We start from the raw sequence: 19,083 nt of genomic DNA, 5'->3' as shown, positions 1-19,083 counted from the left end.
ATCTAATCCTGTTTGCTCCCCACGCTTTCGCGCCTCAGCGTCAGTTACAGCCCAGAAAGTCGCCTTCGCCACTGGTGTTCCTCCACATCTCTACGCATTTCACCGCTACACGTGGAATTCCACTTTCCTCTTCTGTACTCAAGCTTTGCAGTTTCCATTGCGACTTGGGGTTGAGCCCCAAGTTTAAACAACAGACTTACAAGGCCGCCTGCGCGCGCTTTACGCCCAATAATTCCGGACAACGCTTGCCCCCTACGTATTACCGCGGCTGCTGGCACGTAGTTAGCCGGGGCTTTCTTCTCAGGTACCGTCACCTTGGGAGCAGTTACTCTCCCAAGCATTCTTCCCTGGCAACAGAGCTTTACGATCCGAAAACCTTCATCACTCACGCGGCGTTGCTCCGTCAGACTTTCGTCCATTGCGGAAGATTCCATACTGCTGCCTCCCGTAGGAGTCTGGGCCGTGTCTCAGTCCCAGTGTGGCCGATCACCCTCTCAGGTCGGCTACGCATCGTCGCCTTGGTGAGCCGTTACCTCACCAACTAGCTAATGCGCCGCGGGTCCATCTATAAGTGATAGATTKCTCCATCTTTCCCGATTCGATCATGCGACCAAATCGCGTATCCGGTATTAGCATTCGTTTCCGAATGTTATCCMAGTCTTATAGGCAGGTTACCCACGTGTTACTCACCCGTCCGCCGCTAAGTATCAGAGGTGCAAGCACCTCATCAACTCCGCTCGACTTGCATGTATTAGGCACGCCGCCAGCGTTCGTCCTGAGCCAGGATCAAACTCTCCAAATTGGTGTTTGAAATGCTCATTACTTTTTWWYSSYTTTTTCGCTTATCCCGAAGGATTTGCGAGGCAGTTATTACTCGTTGTTCAGTTTTCAAAGAGCAATCTTTTCTTTCGTGTCGACCGTGTGTCTCGTTGGCGACCTAGATAATATATCATAGGCGCCTATGGCATTGCAAGGGTTTTTTTCATTATTTGCGAAAAACTTTTTGTATTAGCATATCATACCTTCTGTTTGCCTTAACAGTCAGCTTTAATCACATTTTAATCTCAAATAAACAGTTGCAACATATTATATAATTTCCTAACTTTCAGTAGTTATTCTTCTATTACAATAAAAAAAATAAGTACAATGATGCGGCAAGCAGGCTTGGATTAGTCTGCTTAGCGCATTTGTACTTACTTGGCATGTGACAACTCACCTTATCTGAGCACTTCTTTAATATGAAGATGCCGGTCAACGATTAGGTTTACGATTACACCATCAATGGATACCCAAGGCCTAGTGGGATGATTGCGATCCGAGAATACAATTTCCCCGATACGTTCATCGCTAAGCTTCACGACAATACCATTATGGAACTGAGTAGCCTTCTCTACAAATGTACGTACATACGTAGGATCTAGCTTACCGAATGAATCGCTTTGGATTTGTTCCAATACGAGATAAGGAGAGGCAGCCTTCCTATATGCCTTGTTTAAGGTCATTGCATGAAATATATCAGCAATTGCTACAATCTTAGCATAAGGGTTTATCTTCGTCGCATCTATGCCGAGCGGATAACCTGTTCCGTCAACCTTCTCATGATGCTGAAGCGCCGCCATCTTTACTCCTTCATTAAGAGCAGATACATTTTTGAGTAGTTGATACCCAAGAACTGTATGACGCTTCATTTCTTCTTTTTCTTCTGCTGATAACGAATTAGGCTTCGTTAAGATCGCTTTGTCAATTCGGACGTTGCCGATATCATGCAGTAAACCGGCAAACGCAATTTGCATCCAATCCTTTTGAGGGAAGCCTGTCCATTGTGCAATTTGATAAGAGGTTAATGCAGACGTAATGCTGTTATGAAGCAAATAGTCTTTCTCCATAAATTGACGTGGTACAAAGGTCAGCAAATTATAGCTTTTTATGTGCTCCAGTATTCGCTCAAGCTGCTTACGAACATCCATGATCGGCATGGCTTGGCTGGCTGCAACAGTATTAAATACTTGTCGAAGAACAATAATCATTTTGTCGTACTCTTCATGAAGGGGAGATGCGACTAATGCTGAACTCGCTTCTTGGCTAACATCCTCATCGGTTTCTTCTTTTGTTTTGCTTGGATCAAGGTTCGATTCAATTTCAACACTAGTAATGAGAAATGCTTGCAATATTTCTATTTCTTTAGGGGTAACGATCTTTCCCTTTTGAAATAAAACACTGCCAAGTGGGGTGAGGACATCTTCAATGATTTTGTCGCCTAATTTGAGATGTAATAATGTTACTGCTGCCACGAGAGTCCTCTCCCCTTGTGCCTGAATAGTATTATGTACTCCCATTAATACGGAAAACCCGGGCTGACTCGTCATGCGACGGAGTCAGCTGGGTCTTCTGCATTTTACTCTAGCGTCGTTTCGCCGCCATCTTGCTCTTCGTTCTCATCCATAACTTCATTATCTTCGCTGCGAGCAACACGAGTAACAGTCGCTACCGTATCGTCTTCACGTGTATTAATTAGTCTTACACCCTGCGTATTCCGTCCCATCGTCGATATGCCTTCCATGCTGGTACGAATCATCGTGCCAGATGCCGTCATAATCATAAGATCCTCATCGTTTTCTACCACTTTAAGCGATACGATCGGTCCATTTTTTTCGGTTACGTTGAGCGTCTTGATCCCTTTACCACCACGGTTCTGAATACGGTAATCGGCCACTGGAGTCCGCTTGCCATAACCTTTGGAGGTAACGATCAGAATATCCTTATCAGGTACGATAACATCCATATCGATAACGGTATCTTCTTCATCGAGTTGGATACCTTTTACGCCTGTAGCCGAACGTCCCATTGAGCGAACATCCTGCTCGGAGTAACGAATGGACATACCCTGCGCCGTCCCCATAATAATCTCCTGGTTTCCGTCAGTCAGCTTCACACCAATGAGATCATCATCCTCACGAAGAGAGATCGCGATTAATCCGACTTTCCGTATGTTGACATAGTCATCAAGTGGAGTCTTCTTCACAACCCCTTGCCTTGTAGCAAAGAACAAGAAATGTTCAGAATCAAATTCTTGTACAGGTATGACCGCATTAATCGTCTCACCCTGTTCAATTTGAATAAGATTGATGATTGGTGTACCGCGTGCAGTACGGTTGAGATCAGGAATCTCATAGGCTTTCAACTTATACACCTTACCTTTGTTCGTAAAGAACAGCAGGTAGTGATGCGTATTGGATACAAATAGATGCTCAACGAAATCATCATCCTTGGTACCCATGCCGACTACGCCTTTGCCGCCGCGCTTCTGGCTGCGATAAGTGCCAACCGGTAAACGTTTGATGTAGCCCGTGTGAGTAATGGAGATGATAACATCCTCGCGAGGAATAAGATCCTCGTCTAGAATTTCCTCATCACTTGCCATTAGCTCCGTACGACGCTCATCACCGAAACGATCCTTCACTTCTGCAAGCTCCGTACTGATGATATCAAGCACAAGCTGCTCATCAGCTAGAATCGCTTTATATTCAGCAATTTTACGCATAAGTTCTGCATACTCTGCTTCAATTTTATCTCTTTCCAGACCAGTCAAGCGCTGCAAACGCATATCCAAAATCGCTTGCGCCTGCTCATGACTGAGCGAGAATCTTGTAATCAAACCTTCACGAGCTTGATCTGCAGTTTGGGAAGCGCGAATTAGAGCAATGACCTCATCCAAATGGTCAAGCGCGATTCGCAAGCCCTCCAAAATATGCGCCCGTGCTTCAGCCTTCTTCAGTTCGAACTCTGTGCGACGACGAATGACCTCGATCTGATGCTGCAAATAATGATAAAGCATATCGCGTATGTTTAGCGTCTTGGGCTCGCCGTTTACGAGTGCCAGCATGTTAATCCCAAAGTTAGACTGCAGCTGTGTATGCTTGTATAAATTATTTAATATGATGCTCGGGTTCACATCACGGCGAAGCTCAATAACTACGCGCATGCCGTTACGATCAGATTCATCGCGCAAATCAGTAATGCCTTCGATTTTCTTCTCGCGAACAAGTTCGGCTATTTTCTCAACTAAACGAGCTTTAATGACTTGATAAGGCAGCTCATGCACAATAATGCGCGCTTTGCCGTTACTCTCCTCAATGGTAGCCCGCGCTCTCATCGTTACAGATCCACGGCCTGTCAAATAAGCTTGACGTATACCCTGACGACCCATTACAAAACCGGCTGTTGGAAAATCTGGCCCTTTTATATACTCCATTAGCTCGAGCGGCGTAATATCAGGATTTACAATTAGCGCCTGTACCCCATCGATAACCTCATTCAAGTTATGAGGAGGAATATTCGTGGCCATACCGACCGCTATCCCCGTAACCCCGTTTACGAGAAGGTTAGGATAACGTGCTGGCAATACGACTGGCTCTGATTCTTCGCCATCATAGTTGGGTGCGAAATCAATCGTTTCCTTGTTGATATCACGCAGCAGTTCCATTGCGATCTTCGAAAGACGAGCTTCCGTATAACGCATGGCAGCTGCAAAGTCGCCATCAATTGAACCAAAGTTACCATGTCCATCTACGAGCATATAACGCATGGAAAAATCTTGTGCCATTCGTACCATTGATTCATACACTGCAGAATCACCATGTGGATGATACTTACCAATTACTTCTCCTACTATTCTCGCTGACTTCTTATGGGGCTTGTCTGGTGACATGCCGAGCTCAGACATCGCATACAATATGCGTCGATGCACTGGCTTAAGTCCATCCCTAACATCAGGAAGAGCACGACTTACGATGATACTCATTGCGTAATCCATAAAGGAATCCCGCATCTCCGTACCAATATCCCGATCTCTTACAGACATACGTTGTTCTTCCGCCATGATTTACCTCCTTGACGCCATCTATAGCTACTCTTAAACAAACATAACTCTTATATTACTTTCTCAAAAAGCGAGCATATAAACCTTTTTTGCTCATGCTTTTGGAATTCCTGTGAAACTTTCGATATTGACAGCTAAAAATAGGTGAATTACCGCTCTCCATACATGAAAAGCTGCCATATAATAAACAAACCTAACTTTCATTATACCACTCAATCGAAAGTCTGTCTCCTGCATCATTTCAAAGCGATTACCTGGAGAAGCAGCATTCGGAAAGGAGAAAAATCGTTGAGTATACAACGTGTTACGAGTAAATGGGCCAAAACAAAAGTCTTGCTGACGTCGGGTTATTTACGCACCTATATGCCTGCAACGAATCTATTCGGACACGGCAGCCTTCAATCGATGCTTAATGAATACGGTATGGTCTACGTCAAGCCGACAAACGGTACATTCGGCAATGGCGTCATTCGCGTGGAAAAAACAACCCTACCTGCGCTCGGATATCGTTATCAGTTAGGGACGAAGATCTTGTCTTTCCCTACATTCGAACAGATGTATCATAAGCTGTCGCAACAAACGAAGAAGCGAAGTTATCTCGTTCAAAGGGGTATTCATTTGCTTAGGCATCAGAAGCGCCGTTTCGATATTCGCGTCATGGTTCAGAAAAACCCTCGTAACGAATGGGAAGTCACCGGTATTATCGGGAGACTCGCTCATCCTGCAAAAATTGTGACCAATTATCATAGCGGAGGTACTCCAATGGCGCTTGAGCTGCTCATGAGGGATCATACTAACTCAGCTGAGCTCGCTGCCTTCAAAAACAAATTAAAAAAAGTGAGCATTACCATTGCCCATCACTTAGAGACTGCATACCCAAATATAAAAGAACTAGGTGTCGATATTGCAATCGACGCAAAACTGCATCCATGGATCTTGGAAGTCAATACATTCCCCGACCCATATATCTTTCGAAAGCTGCCTGATAAAAGCGTCTTTCAAAAAGTATATCGCTATGCAGCTGCCTATGGCCGTTTCAAAAAAAGAAGCAGTCGTCCATAATGGACGGCTGCTTCTTTACGAAAATCAGTTATTTTAAACATCTAGATTTGTTACGTATCTAGCGTATTTCTGAATGAACTCACGGCGAGGCTCAACGTTATCACCCATAAGCGTATCAAATACGACATCAGCTTCAATCGCGTCCTCTATCGTTACTTGGAGCATCGTACGGCTCTCGGGATCCATCGTTGTCTCCCAAAGCTGAATAGCGTTCATCTCTCCTAGTCCTTTATAGCGCTGAACGTTTACTTTGACGCCTTCTCCAAATTCAGCAATGATCCTATCGCGCTCCTTCTCGGTTTGCGCGTAGCGAATAACTTTATTACGCTCGATCTTGAAGAGAGGAGGCTGTGCAATATAAATATAGCCAGCATCTATAATTTGACGCATATAGCGATAGAAGAACGTCAACATGAGCGTACGAATATGCGCACCATCGACGTCGGCATCGGTCATAATAATGATTTTGTGATAACGCGCCTTAGCAAGGTCAAAGTCCTCGCTAATTCCGGTGCCGAGCGCAGTAATGATAGCACGAATCTCAGCATTGCCAAGAATCCGATCGAGGCGAGCCTTTTCTACGTTCAAAATCTTACCGCGAAGCGGCAAAATCGCTTGGAAATGACGATCGCGACCTTGCTTAGCAGATCCGCCAGCTGAGTCACCTTCTACGATGTACAGCTCACTGATTGATGCATCCTTAGATGAGCAATCGGCAAGTTTACCAGGCAGAGAGCCAACTTCCAGGGCACTTTTGCGACGAGTCAGCTCACGCGCTTTGCGCGCTGCTTCACGAGCACGAGCGGCCGACAAACCTTTTTCTACGATTTTGCGTGATACAGAAGGGTTCTCCTCAAGAAACTCCTGCAGCTTCTCGGCAAAAAATGACTCTACGATTCCGCGGACTTCGCTGTTACCAAGCTTAGTCTTTGTTTGTCCCTCGAATTGCGGTTCTGGGATTTTGACAGAAATAATAGCCGTCAATCCTTCACGCACATCATCACCAGAGAAGTTTGAATCATTGTCCTTGATTAGGTTTGTTTTGCGGGCATAATCGTTGATAATACGCGTAAGGGCGCTCTTAAAGCCCGACTCATGCGTACCGCCCTCATGTGTATTAATATTATTCGCGAAAGAGTATATATTCTCGGTGTAGCTGTCATTATACTGTAAAGCGACTTCTACCTGGATATGATCCTTCGAGCCTTCAACATAAATCGGCAGCTCATGTAGAGGTTCGCGATTGCGGTTCAAGTATTTTACAAACTCGATAATACCGCCCTCATATTTAAACGTATTGGATACGCCTGTACGCTCATCACTAAGAACAATTTCAATGCCTTTATTCAAAAATGCAAGCTCGCGAATACGCGACTGCAGCGTCTCATAGTCATATACGGTCGTTTCCGTAAAAATTTCTGTATCAGGCGTAAACGTTACTTGAGTACCCGTTTCCGTTGTCTCGCCGATAATTTTGATATCATACTGCGGAGCACCCTTGCGGTACTCTTGCTGGTAGATATGACCTTCGCGTTTTACTTGAACAATGACAAGCTCGGACAGTGCGTTTACGACAGATACGCCGACCCCGTGCAAGCCGCCGGATACTTTATAGCCCTCTCCGCCGAACTTACCTCCCGCATGCAAAACAGTCATAACGACTTCTAGCGTCGATTTTTTCAGTTTCGCATTCTCGCCTACAGGGATACCGCGTCCATTATCGATAACCGTTACGCTGTTATTCTCATGAACGATAATTTCGATTTTTGAGCAATAACCGGCCAAAGCCTCGTCAATACTGTTATCAACAACCTCCCATACGAGATGGTGAAGACCTTTGCCACTAGTGGAGCCAATATACATCCCCGGACGTTTGCGTACCGCCTCTAAACCTTCCAAGACCTGTATCTGACTCTCGTCATACGTATGCTGTTCCAAAGACATGCAACTTCACTGCTCCTCTCAACTGCTGTTCCTGATCGCCTTCGCTCTAGCCGTTCGCCACAAACTGATGGGCTCTTTTCTTAAGCGTAGAGGATGAAATAGGCGAATAATATATTTTTTGCTTCGTTACAACGATCGATTTCGGCTCTTCTTCGCCTATCGTTTCAACGTCCTTACGCTTGCGTGCTCCCGCAACGAATTGCTTGGATAGTTTAGAGGATTGCTCGATAGAAATATCAAAGATGGCCACGAGCTCCGCAGCCCGAATTATTTTCTCGCCGCCCAAATGGATGTACATGTCCTCTTCCTCACCTCTCCTATTCGCAATTTAACGTGTCACTCGGCCGTCATGCACATGATAGATGCCGGCATCCTGAAGCCTGCTCACATTCACGCTTTCAAGGCCGGTCGTTGTAATAAAGGTTTGTACTTTGCTCTGAAATGTCTCAATAAGCTGCGTCTGACGATTCTGATCAAGCTCTGACAGCACATCGTCAAGCAGCAAAATCGGATACTCTCCGATTTCCTCGTTAATGAGTTCTATTTCTGCCAATTTTAAAGACAGGGCCGTTGTTCGCTGTTGTCCCTGTGAGCCGTAAGTTTGTGCTTCTTTGCCGTTAATAAAAAACGCCAAATCATCGCGATGCGGACCCACGAGCGTAACCCCTCTGCGAATCTCCTGATCTTTCACCTGTGTTAACTTTATCATAAATTGATCAAATAAAACAGTTTCATCTTGCTGGGCATCCGTATCAAAAGAAGGACGGTACTCAATCGTGAGCTGCTCAGCGCCGTTCGTTATGCCTGCATGTATTCGTTCTGCAAACGTTTGTAATTTATGTATGAAGTGTTTCCTTTTTTTCATGATTTTAACACCATGCTCAGCAAGCTGCATATTCCACACTTCAAGCATCGTTTGATTTGCCCCTCCAGGATAGGAGGCTTTCAAAAAATTGTTACGCTGCTGCAGCACTTTTCCATATTGCTGGAGTGTATACAAATAGCCGGGCTGTACTTGTCCGATTTCCATATCGAGAAACCGTCTTCGCACTCCCGGCGTTCCTTTTACAATTTCAAGATCCTCTGGCGCAAACATAACGACATTTACCGAACCGATGAAATCACTGAGCTTACGCTGCTCAAGTCCGTTTATTTTCGCCTTTTTTCCTTGCGCTGAGAAAAGGAGATCCAGCTTGATCGCTCCGTACTTCTTATCGACCTCACCAGAAATACGAGCGGAACCTTCATGCCAGCCAATGAGTTCCTTATCCTTCGATGTGCGATGAGACTTGGTTAATGCAAGTACGAAAATAGCCTCGAGCAAATTGGTTTTGCCTTGAGCATTTTGACCAAGAAATATATTGACCTTATTAGGCGTTTGCAAATCAATCTCGCTGTAGTTCCGATAATTTTGCAGCTGTATGCTCGTTAAAAACACGTTTTGACCTCCCGGTCCGTTGGTGCGTTACTCTCTACCTACCGTAAAGATGCCGCAGCCTTCAACTTCTACTTTATCACCAGCATACAATTTTCTTCCTCTGCGGTTATCCGCTTCTCCGTTAATAACGACAGTGTTTTCTTGAAGGAAAAACTTCGCATGTCCGCCGGTTTGAATACAATCAGAGAGCTTCAAAAACTGGCCAAGCGTTATATACTCCGTCTTGATGACGATTTCTTTCATGGAAATAGGTCAGTCCTTTCTTGCTTATATTTGAATTTAGCCTGTTGTTCTATAAGGCAAGATGACATACATGCTATACGCGTGGTCCATAGGACGAATAATAATAGGGCTCATTGCGCCTGTGAATCCAATAAACAATTGCTCGCTGTCAATAACTTTAAGGACGTCGAGCATATATTTGGAGTTAAAGGCAATTCGAAGAGGCTCGCCATTAAATTCCTTAGCTTCAAGCTGCTCGGTTACCCTGCCTAGTTCAGTTGAGCTTGATGAAATTTCGATCGTTCCATCTTCAAGCGTCATTAGGCGTACGATATTTGTTTTTTCCTCACGAGACATAAGGTAAGCACGATCAATAGCGTCCATCACATTTTTTGTATCAAGTACAAGTTCTGTTTTGAACGTTTGCGGAATAATTTTAGAAGTATCGGGATATGTTCCGTCAAGAATACGTGTATAAAACAAAACGTTTCCGAGTTTAAACAGAACCTGATTGTCTGTAACAACGATATCAACGAGCGCGTTTTGCTCGGGAACGAGCTTGGATAGCTCAATAAGTGTTTTGGCTGAAATAACGACATTGCTAAATTTGAGCTGTGCCTCAGTATCAACTTGTGCTGTACGACTAGCTAGACGATGGCGGTCCGTTGCTATAAATTTCAATTCTCCTTCAAGCAAGTTCCAAAGCACACCTGTCAAAATAGGTGTTTGTTCACTTGCTGAAGCTGCAAGAACCGTTTGGCGAATCATCGCTTTTAATAGATCTCCTGGCATTTGCAATATTTCGTTCTGCTCAATGGAAGGAAGTACCGGAAATTCTTCTGGATCAAGTCCGACCATTTGAATTTCAGTTGAGCCTGAACGAATCATCGTTTGATAAGTGTTGCTCACGTCAATAATAACTTGCTCGGATGGGAGCTTTTTTACAATCTCCACAAAAAACTTTGCGGGTAAAACGACGCTTCCTGGTTTATCCACATGTGCAATAACGAATTGATCTCTTTCCACAGGGATGAAGCTTTGAATTGAGATATCGGTATCGCTTGCTGTAAGTGTTACCCCTAGATGAGTAACCTCGATTTTGATACCACCGAGAATAGGTATGGCAGGACGTGAGGAAGCAGCCTTTGCCACTTGCTGGATCGCATCGTTTAATTCATTTTTTGAGATTGTTAATTTCATGATTTCACTCCTAGCGTTCTTATAAATTCATCCAAGTATGAGCTCGCACGAAACGATTTTTTTGAAAATGCCGAAATTCGGTTATGTTTTGAATAGTAGGGTGTATAAATTTGAACGTTATACAAACCTTATACTTCACCGCGAAGCGAGCTTTTGCCTGCAAAGGCTGGCATCAGCCGTTTAGGCGTATTTGATGATGTTTTTTTAAAGATTTTTAGTAGTCGTAGTAGTAGGGGCACTGAATATGTGGATAACCCCTTGGAAGACCGATAAAGCAAGCCTATCCACATGTGCATAGCTTGTGCATAGGCTTGCTTAGTTGTTCACATATGATTTTTGATCTTTTCTGTCAGGTTTTGAATGATTTTGTATAGGTCCTGATCTATCTTAAGCTGCTGTGTAATTTTCTCATGCGCATGGATAACAGTTGTATGGTCACGTCCACCAAAAGCTTCACCAATCTTCGGCAAAGAGAAATCGGTCAGCTCCCTGGATAGGTACATTGCAATTTGCCTTGGGTAGGCTACCGCTTTCGTTCTTTTTCGCGCTTTGAATTCCTCTAGCCGCAGCCCATAGAACTCCCCGACTTTCGTCTGAATATCGTGCATCGTAATCATTCTTGGTCTGCTGGAGGGGATGATGTCCTTGAGCGCTTCTGCCGCCAAATGCGACGTAATATCAGCGTTTATTAAGGATGAATAGGCGACTACCCGAATAAGGGCACCCTCCAATTCACGGATATTCGTATCGATTTGATTAGCAATATAGATCATCGCTTCGTTAGGAATATCTAAATTCTCAGCACGTGCTTTCTTGCGTAATATAGCAATCCGTGTCTCTAGATCCGGCGGCTGTATGTCGGTAATGAGTCCCCATTCAAAGCGAGAACGCAGCCGTTCTTCCAGCGTCGGAATTTCTTTTGGAGGACGGTCACTTGAAATGACAATCTGTTTCCGCTCCTCATGCAGTGCATTAAAAGTATGGAAAAACTCTTCCTGCGTCTGTTCTTTTCCGGCTAGAAATTGAATATCGTCGATGAGAAGAACGTCGATATTGCGATATTTCGTACGGAAGCTTTCACCACGGTTATCACGGATAGCATTAATGAACTCGTTGGTAAATTTCTCAGAAGAGATGTAAAGAACTTTCGTATTCGGGTTGTGATCCATGATGTAGTGGCCAATGGCATGCATTAAGTGGGTTTTACCGAGCCCGACTCCACCGTATAAAAACAATGGATTGTAGGCTTTGGCTGGCGCTTCCGCCACGGCAAGCGATGCTGCATGCGCAAAACGGTTGTTAGCCCCGATAACGAATGTATCAAACGTATACTTCGGGTTAAGCATATGAGTAGGTGTCGCTTCCTCGTTCATGACGGGGGAATGCACCGCTTTCGGCGGAAACATATATGCAGGCTCCGCACCCTTCGGTTCTTCAATAGAGAAGCGAACATCAACTTGTCTGCCCAAAAATTCATACAGTGTTGTTCTTATTAGCTTCGTATAACGGCCCTCCAGCCATTCGGCCGCAAATGTTGTCGGCGCTGTTACTTCAAGCATAGAATCATCAACAAAATTAGCTTTCGTTGCTTTGAACCAAGTGTCAAAGCTCGGTTTGCTTAATTTAGTCTGAATGATCGACAACACTTGCTGCCATAAATCATAGGTATGGCTGTCCACAGACTGTCACTCCTTATCCAAATCGCCACGAATGGCGCAGTTGCAAGAAAAAATGTCGAAAACAAGGGTATTATAACGAAAGCATCCACATTATAAAGAATAATATGCGAATGAGTTATAAATAGGGGATGAGTTTGTTCACAATGTTATCCACAGGCTGTTGATAAAACTGAGGCAATATTGATCTAATCCACAGTGAAAACATAATAATCATAGCAAAAGATGCCTTATATTTCAACGGAATCGCATATTTTATCCACATTCTCAACTGCTTGTGCATAAAAGTTATCTACACCACTACATATTGTTTATATCTTGTTAAGATTTCGACAAAGTTCGTTTGACCCCCCTGTGGATTGTGCACATGTTATTAGTTTTTGAAAAACGAAGTCAATTCATGCGCTTATCCACAACTGCCTTCTGAATTTTTTTTATCAACAGGCGGGAGCTGGGGCTGGTCATTGACTTTTGGTGCCGGACATGGTTTAATAAAAAAAGCGTTTTTTTAAATATAAGACGTTATAGGTGTATGCTTATAATGCTGCTTATATTTCACCGCGAAACGATGCTGCTCCGTCAATCTATGGCGGCGAGAGCCGTTTACGCTTGATTGGAAACACGCAGTATAGGAGGTGCAGAACGATGAGACCTACATTTAGACCTAATGTAAGCAAACGCGCGAAAGTGCATGGATTCCGCAAACGGATGAGCACGAAGAACGGACGTAAAGTTTTGGCAGCGCGTCGTCAAAGAGGAAGAAAAGTACTGAGCGCATAAGCAGAAGACCACGTCTGGTGGTCTTTTTTTTTTGCTTATGAGGTTGAAGAGTGAGTGAGCAGCTGCTTATGCAGCTCGCTTGCTGACTATACTTAGAAGATGAATAAGAGAACGGTGGCCAACAGTCGTGCATAGAAAATTGCGTCTTCGCAATCGTGAAGACTTCAGCCGGATTTATCGAGGCGGCAAATCGTTTGCGAATGGGCAATTCGTCGTCTATTGGTCGAAACAGCCATCGGCGGAACCATTTCGCCTTGGTGTATCGGCGAGTAAAAAAATAGGCAATGCGGTCGTACGCAATCGCATGCGCCGAATGATTAAAGAAATTGTTCGTCACCAGGCAAATCGAATCGTACCCAGAACCGACTTCATACTAATAGTAAGAAAGCCTGCTACATTGATGAAGATGAAGGATATGGAGAAGAGCGTTCTTCATGTATTGAAGAAAGCAGGTTTGCTGAAAAGCACGAGTTTTTCAAAGGAGAAGCAGGCAGATTAACGTTATTTTGCCGGCTTGCTTCGCATGCCTAAAAAACGTGATAAAGCATGCATTAAGAAAGCGGATGCATGGTTAGTCTCGTTGTTTCTTTGTCCCATAAATTATGGTATAGTCTAGAATGAAAATATAAGATTGTATAAGTTATACAATGCCTGTATTTTTCCACGAAACATATGCTGCGCCGCAAGAGTACGGCTATGGCCGCTGACGCTTGATGTAATGGCTTTCAGAGAGGAGTTTTAAAGTTGTTGTTTTGGACAAAAAACAAGAAATTGATTTTAGTGTTAGGTCTTGTTCTGCTTATGGGTGTACTGGCAGGATGCGGTGCTCCATCAACGGAAACAACGGAGACTGCTGATCTATTGAAGGGGAACTTCTGGGAGAAGAACGTCGTTTATTATTTTGCCTTAACGCTTGATACGTTCGCAGGCTGGTTTGGCGAATCCTACGGACTTGCTATATTGCTCCTGACGATTATTGTACGAACATTGATTTTGCCGTTAACGCTAAAACAGTATCGCAGTTCCAAAGCTATGCAGGCGTTGCAGCCGCAAATGGCTGAAATTAAGAAAAAACATAAAGACAATCCGCAAAAGCAGCAGGAAGAGACGATGAAGCTGTTCCAAACGCATCAGGTAAATCCGATGGCGGGCTGTTTGCCTCTGATTGTTCAAATGCCGATTTTTATCGCTTTGTACAATTCAATTTATAAAAACCCTGATATTCGTGAGCATACGTTCCTTTGGCTTGAACTTGGTGAGAAGGATCCACTGTATATTCTTCCGGTTCTTGCTGCTGCTACAACTTTCATTCAGTCCAAGATGATGCAGAAGCAGCAAACACAAACGATGCCAGGTATGGGCATGATGCTGGCGATTTTCCCTGTGCTTATTTTTGTAATGGCACTTTCATTCCCAGCGGCTCTTCCTTTGTACTGGGTTTACAGTAACATTTACACAATCATTCAAAACTACTTCCTATACGTTCGTTCATCTGACAAGGGTAAGGAGGCCCCTGCGAAATGAAGAAAATCATTGCATCGGGGAAAACGGTAGAAGATGCTGTGCGTAACGGATTATTACAATTGCAAGTAACTGAAGACCGCGTTAAACAAGTTGTGCTTGAGCAGCCAACCAAAGGTTTCTTTGGACTGTTCGGCGCAAAGGAAGCGAAAGTTGAGCTTGAGCTTATTCCCGATCCCATGCTTGAAGCGGAGAATTTTCTCCGCGAAGTGGCTGGCACGATGGGATTGCAAGTAAACATCGATCGAAAGCAAACAAGAGAAGGTATTAACATCGCTGTAACAGGCAGTGGAGATCTTGGCATGCTGATTGGACGTCGCGGACAAACGTTGGATGCATTACAGTACTTGGTTAATATTGTGGCTAATCGTTACTCAGACAGTCATTTGCGTATCGTACTTGATGCAGAGGATTTTCGGGAGCGCCGCCGCAAAACGTTAGCGGATTTATCCGATCGTTTGGCGGGACGAGTTATCCGCACTAGGAAAGAAGTTGTCCTGGAGCCGATGTCGCCGCATGAGCGCAAAGTTATTCATTCGCAGTTGCAAAACCACCCTAAGGTGAAAACGTTCAGTAAAGGTGATGAGCCGAATCGGCGAGTCGTTATAGCATTAAGACAATAAATTGCACAATATAAATGTATACGAATCAATACGCTATCCACAGCAATGGCTCATAATGGTCATTGCTGTTTTTCCATTTGAGAGGTGCTGACAGCAATGGTACATGATACGATAGCTGCCATTTCCACAGCAGTCGGAGAAGGCGGAATCGCAATAATAAGAGTGAGCGGACCCGAAGCAATTACTGGTATCGCTAGTGTTTTTCGTTCGAAAATAAACCTAAATGATGCGGATACACATACGCTGCATTATGGACATATTCTCGATCCGAGGTCGGGAGAAGAAGTTGAAGAAGTACTGGTTACATTGATGAGAGGTCCCCGTTCGTTTACCGCGGAGGATGTTGTCGAAATAAACGCACATGGTGGCGTTATTGCCGTTAAAAAGGTGCTTGATGTCGTATTACAGCTAGACGGCTATCGTACCGCAGAACCAGGCGAGTTTACGAAGCGTGCCTTTCTGAATGGGCGGATCGACCTTATGCAAGCAGAGGCTGTTATCGATTTGATTCGTTCAAAATCAGATCGTGCATTTTCCGTTGCTCGTAAACAAGCGGAAGGCGTCCTGTCGAAGAGGATTAAGGCATTGAGGCAGACGGTTATTGAGCTGCTTGCCCATATTGAAGTGAACATCGATTATCCGGAGCATGACGTAGAGGAAATGACTAGTTCGTTCATTCGTGACCAATGCGATTCTGCTATTGATGAAATAGATCGTCTGTTAAAAACCGCAAACGAAGGCAAGATATTGAGAGAAGGCATTGTAACAGCTATTGTTGGACGGCCCAATGTCGGTAAATCATCTCTTATGAATGTGTTGACGCAGGAGAATAAGGCTATCGTTACGGATATCCCTGGAACAACTCGTGATGTCATAGAACAATTTGTAGCGTTAAATGGAATTCCACTTCGACTGCTGGATACAGCGGGTATTCGTGAAACGACCGATGTCGTTGAGCGAATTGGTGTGGAGCGTTCACGAAATGCGCTTGAAGAAGCGGATCTCATTTTGTTAGTGCTCAATTATAACGAGCCATTGCAAGTCGATGATCGGGAGCTTTTGTCGCAAATGAAGGGTCGTCCAGTCATTGCGATCATAAATAAGACTGACTTGCCGCGTCAATTAGAAATTGAGGTGGTGGAGGAGTCGATTTCTGCCGATTCCATCGTAAAAATGTCAGTTCTTGAGGAAGACGGACTTGATCGCTTAGAGAAGACGATAAGCGAGATGTTTTTTGAGGGTCAGCTTGAATCCGGTGATTTGACATATGTGAGCAATGTTCGACATATTGCTTTATTGAAGCGGGCAAGGCAATCACTAGTCGATGCTATAGAAGCATCTGATACTGGAATTCCAATTGATCTGATTCAAATCGATGCCAGGTCGGCATGGGAGTCGCTTGGTGAAATTTTAGGTGATGAGGCTGGAGATTCATTGATCGATCAAATTTTCTCGCAGTTTTGCCTAGGGAAATAGATGGTAGTAGGCTTTTGCTGCCGATATGAATTAAACTTACAGTGCGGCTTTAATGTAGAAGATCGTTATGTTAGTTGCTTATAGTGGTATTTGCTAAATGCAGCTGAGGTTCTTGTTGTAGGGGCTGTGCAATGTAAGTCTGTGTGAAAGTTAAGAAAATAGGATATCGTTCATAACGTTATTCTAATCAAGATAGGATTCTATGAATAGAAGAAGCATATTGAAGAATTTCTATGAAAGCCTTCAATATGCTTTTGAAATAGGTTTTCTACGAAAATCGAGGTTAATGCTTACGAAGTGGTTTTCTTCGAAAACCTAGGTTAATGCTTACGAAGTGGTTTTCTTCGAAAACCTTTAGGAGGGTGAAGGACAATGAGATATTTAGCTGGTGAATATGACGTTATCGTCATTGGAGCAGGTCATGCGGGCTGTGAAGCTGCACTTGCGGCTGCGCGTATGGGCTGTGAGACGCTGCTGCTTACAATAAATCTAGACATGGTTGCTTTCATGCCATGCAATCCATCTATCGGGGGACCGGCTAAAGGTCATGTGGTGCGTGAAATTGATGCGCTCGGCGGTGAGATGGGACGTAATATTGATAAAACTTTTATTCAAATGCGGATGCTTAATACAGGCAAAGGTCCAGCCGTGCATGCACTGCGTGCGCAAGCTGACAAATTTGATTATCAGCATTTAATGAAGAAGACGATTGAGGAAACACCTCATTTGACCTTAAGACAAGGTATGGCTGAAGAGCTTATTGTTGAGGATGGAAAGTGTCTGGGGATCGTAACGAAAACGGGTGCGGAGTATCGTGCTCGGACAACTGTTGTTACAACAGGCACATATTTACGCGGGAAAATTATTATGGGCGAGCTGATGTATGAGAGCGGGCCAAATAATCAACAGCCATCTGTTAGACTTTCTGCAAGCTTGAAGGAACATGGCTTGGAGCTTGTACGCTTCAAGACAGGTACGCCGCCGCGTGTTCACAAGGATACGATTGATTTCTCGAAAACAGAAATTCAACCTGGCGACGATAAACCTAAGTTTTTCTCGCATGAAACGGAATCTTCAACAAACGAACAATTGCCTTGCTGGTTAACTTATACATCTGAAGCGACGCACAAGATTATTAATGATAATCTTCACCGTGCGCCAATGTTCTCAGGTGCAATTGAGGGAACTGGTCCAAGATATTGTCCATCCATCGAGGACAAAATTGTTCGTTTTGCGGATAAGCCAAAGCACCAAATCTTCTTAGAGCCAGAAGGTAAAAATACATCTGAGTATTATGTGCAAGGTCTCTCGACAAGTATGCCGGAAGATGTACAACTAGGCATTTTACGTTCTATACCAGGTTTGGAAAAAGTTGAGATGATGCGCAACGGTTACGCGATTGAGTATGATGCGGTAGTTCCTACACAGCTGTGGCCATCTTTGGAGACTAAGGTGATCGACGGTCTATTCACAGCTGGACAAATTAACGGAACATCCGGTTATGAGGAAGCAGCAGGGCAAGGCGTTATGGCCGGCATTAATGCTGCGCGCAAGGTACAAGGAAAAGAACCAATAATTATCGGTCGTGCTGATGGCTATATTGGTGTAATGATTGATGATCTTGTTACGAAGGGAACAAACGATCCTTATCGTTTGCTTACTTCAAGAGCGGAATATCGATTATTGCTTCGTCATGATAATGCAGATTTGCGTTTAACGCCAACAGGCTACGAAATTGGTCTTATTTCGGAGGAACGTTACAATAAATTTTTGCGTAAAAAAGAATTAGTTGAAATTGATATTGAACGTCTACGCGGAACTAAAGTAAAACCTGATCAAGCGAATGAAATGCTAATAGCAGCAGGTACGGCACCAATGGAGCACGGGACAGACGCGTTGTCGTTGCTTCGTCGACCTGAGGTTACTTATGCGATGTTAGAAACCGTTGTACCTTCGGTTCCAGAAATGACGGAGGAAATGAAGGAACAGGTTGAAATTCAAATCAAATATGCAGGTTATATTGAGAAGCAGCTTGTACAGGTAGCTCGGTTGAACAAAATGGAGAAAAAACGTATTCCCGATGACATTGATTATAGTGATGTTCGCAGCTTAGCATCTGAAGCGAAGCAAAAACTTTCTGTTATCAGACCGCTTTCTATCGGGCAAGCATCTCGTATTGCCGGAGTTACACCAGCTGATATTTCCATACTGCTTGTTTACTTGGAACATTATAACCGTGTTACTGCAGCGAGAGGATCATAA

15 protein-coding genes and 2 other annotated features are annotated in these 19,083 nt (G+C 44.1%); of the genes, 7 read left to right on the top strand and 8 right to left on the bottom strand.

Annotated features, from left to right (window positions below; all coding sequences use genetic code 11):
• Positions 1-29: 29 nt before the first annotated feature.
• Positions 30-216 (bottom strand) — a sequence feature (16S ribosomal RNA rRNA prediction is too short).
• 20 nt (positions 217-236) lie between these two features.
• Positions 237-794, bottom strand: a sequence feature (16S ribosomal RNA rRNA prediction is too short).
• A 423-nt stretch (positions 795-1,217) separates the two neighbouring features.
• A complete protein-coding gene (locus AC787_RS16510) occupies positions 1,218-2,291 on the bottom strand; it encodes an HD-GYP domain-containing protein (RefSeq protein ID WP_054025782.1) in 1,074 nt (357 codons plus the stop codon).
• Between the two features lie 104 nt (positions 2,292-2,395).
• A complete protein-coding gene (gene gyrA, locus AC787_RS16505) occupies positions 2,396-4,879 on the bottom strand; it encodes a DNA gyrase subunit A (protein WP_054025781.1) in 2,484 nt (827 codons plus the stop codon).
• Between the two features lie 288 nt (positions 4,880-5,167).
• Here gyrA and AC787_RS16500 point away from each other — a divergent pair, with 288 nt between their 5' ends.
• Positions 5,168-5,941 (top strand): YheC/YheD family protein, encoded by a 774-nt coding sequence (locus AC787_RS16500; RefSeq protein WP_054025780.1) that lies wholly within the window; start codon positions 5,168-5,170, stop codon positions 5,939-5,941.
• A gap of 33 nt (positions 5,942-5,974) precedes the next feature.
• Here the strand turns inward: AC787_RS16500 and gyrB are convergent, their stop codons facing one another.
• The 6 genes from gyrB to dnaA form a co-directional block, all read right to left on the bottom strand.
• On the bottom strand, positions 5,975-7,885 hold the full coding sequence (gene gyrB / locus AC787_RS16495; protein WP_054025779.1) for a DNA topoisomerase (ATP-hydrolyzing) subunit B: 1,911 nt from the start codon (positions 7,883-7,885) through the stop codon (positions 5,975-5,977).
• A gap of 46 nt (positions 7,886-7,931) precedes the next feature.
• Complete coding sequence (gene remB / locus AC787_RS16490; RefSeq protein ID WP_054025778.1) at positions 7,932-8,183, bottom strand: extracellular matrix regulator RemB; 252 nt, start codon at positions 8,181-8,183, stop codon at positions 7,932-7,934.
• 30 nt (positions 8,184-8,213) lie between these two features.
• Complete coding sequence (recF, locus tag AC787_RS16485; protein WP_054025777.1) at positions 8,214-9,323, bottom strand: DNA replication/repair protein RecF; 1,110 nt, start codon at positions 9,321-9,323, stop codon at positions 8,214-8,216.
• 27 nt (positions 9,324-9,350) lie between these two features.
• Positions 9,351-9,566 carry a S4 domain-containing protein YaaA gene (gene yaaA / locus AC787_RS16480; protein ID WP_054025776.1) on the bottom strand — a complete coding sequence of 72 codons (216 nt, stop codon included), beginning with the start codon at positions 9,564-9,566 and terminating at the stop codon, positions 9,351-9,353.
• Positions 9,567-9,602: 36 nt separating this feature from the next.
• The gene (gene dnaN / locus AC787_RS16475; RefSeq protein ID WP_054025775.1) at positions 9,603-10,745 is read right to left on the bottom strand and encodes a DNA polymerase III subunit beta; all 1,143 of its coding nucleotides are present in this window, start codon (positions 10,743-10,745) and stop codon (positions 9,603-9,605) included.
• Between the two features lie 323 nt (positions 10,746-11,068).
• Entirely contained in the window at positions 11,069-12,424 is a 1,356-nt protein-coding gene (dnaA, locus tag AC787_RS16470; RefSeq protein WP_054025774.1) for a chromosomal replication initiator protein DnaA, read from the bottom strand.
• Between the two features lie 642 nt (positions 12,425-13,066).
• On the opposite strand from dnaA, the gene rpmH reads away from it, so the two are divergent.
• The 6 genes from rpmH (at position 13,067) to mnmG (ending at position 19,083) form a co-directional block, all read left to right on the top strand.
• Positions 13,067-13,201 carry a 50S ribosomal protein L34 gene (rpmH, locus tag AC787_RS16465; RefSeq protein ID WP_054025773.1) on the top strand — a complete coding sequence of 45 codons (135 nt, stop codon included), beginning with the start codon at positions 13,067-13,069 and terminating at the stop codon, positions 13,199-13,201.
• A 127-nt stretch (positions 13,202-13,328) separates the two neighbouring features.
• Positions 13,329-13,700, top strand: coding sequence for a ribonuclease P protein component (rnpA, locus tag AC787_RS16460; RefSeq protein WP_054025772.1), 372 nt, complete (start codon positions 13,329-13,331; stop codon positions 13,698-13,700).
• Positions 13,701-14,002: 302 nt separating this feature from the next.
• The gene (locus tag AC787_RS16455) at positions 14,003-14,725 is read left to right on the top strand and encodes a YidC/Oxa1 family membrane protein insertase (protein ID WP_054027106.1); all 723 of its coding nucleotides are present in this window, start codon (positions 14,003-14,005) and stop codon (positions 14,723-14,725) included.
• Positions 14,722-15,345, top strand: a complete 624-nt coding sequence (gene jag / locus AC787_RS16450) for an RNA-binding cell elongation regulator Jag/EloR (RefSeq protein WP_054025771.1) — start codon at positions 14,722-14,724, stop codon at positions 15,343-15,345. The genes AC787_RS16455 and jag overlap by 4 nt, the downstream gene beginning before the upstream one ends.
• A 96-nt stretch (positions 15,346-15,441) precedes the next feature.
• Positions 15,442-16,821 (top strand): tRNA uridine-5-carboxymethylaminomethyl(34) synthesis GTPase MnmE, encoded by a 1,380-nt coding sequence (mnmE, locus tag AC787_RS16445; protein ID WP_054025770.1) that lies wholly within the window; start codon positions 15,442-15,444, stop codon positions 16,819-16,821.
• Positions 16,822-17,193: 372 nt separating this feature from the next.
• Positions 17,194-19,083, top strand: a complete 1,890-nt coding sequence (gene mnmG, locus AC787_RS16440; RefSeq protein ID WP_054025769.1) for a tRNA uridine-5-carboxymethylaminomethyl(34) synthesis enzyme MnmG — start codon at positions 17,194-17,196, stop codon at positions 19,081-19,083.

Source organism: Bacillus sp. FJAT-28004 (assembly GCF_001280845.1).
Lineage (GTDB): Bacteria > Bacillota > Bacilli > Paenibacillales > Paenibacillaceae > Pristimantibacillus.
This window is presented reverse-complemented; position numbering and strand designations above follow the sequence as displayed.

What these genes read in the sequence shown, in the direction of transcription:
- gyrA (WP_054025781.1), bottom strand. Translation starts at nt 4,879, where the DNA reads ATGGCGGAAGAACAACGTATGTCTGTAAGAGATCGGGATATTGGTACG.
- gyrB (WP_054025779.1), bottom strand. Translation starts at nt 7,885, where the DNA reads ATGTCTTTGGAACAGCATACGTATGACGAGAGTCAGATACAGGTCTTG.
- remB (WP_054025778.1), bottom strand. Translation starts at nt 8,183, where the DNA reads ATGTACATCCATTTGGGCGGCGAGAAAATAATTCGGGCTGCGGAGCTC.
- yaaA (WP_054025776.1), bottom strand. Translation starts at nt 9,566, where the DNA reads ATGAAAGAAATCGTCATCAAGACGGAGTATATAACGCTTGGCCAGTTT.
- dnaN (WP_054025775.1), bottom strand. Translation starts at nt 10,745, where the DNA reads ATGAAATTAACAATCTCAAAAAATGAATTAAACGATGCGATCCAGCAA.
- rpmH (WP_054025773.1), top strand. Translation starts at nt 13,067, where the DNA reads ATGAGACCTACATTTAGACCTAATGTAAGCAAACGCGCGAAAGTGCAT.
- AC787_RS16455 (WP_054027106.1), top strand. Translation starts at nt 14,003, where the DNA reads ATGGGTGTACTGGCAGGATGCGGTGCTCCATCAACGGAAACAACGGAG.
- jag (WP_054025771.1), top strand. Translation starts at nt 14,722, where the DNA reads ATGAAGAAAATCATTGCATCGGGGAAAACGGTAGAAGATGCTGTGCGT.
- mnmE (WP_054025770.1), top strand. Translation starts at nt 15,442, where the DNA reads ATGGTACATGATACGATAGCTGCCATTTCCACAGCAGTCGGAGAAGGC.
- mnmG (WP_054025769.1), top strand. Translation starts at nt 17,194, where the DNA reads ATGAGATATTTAGCTGGTGAATATGACGTTATCGTCATTGGAGCAGGT.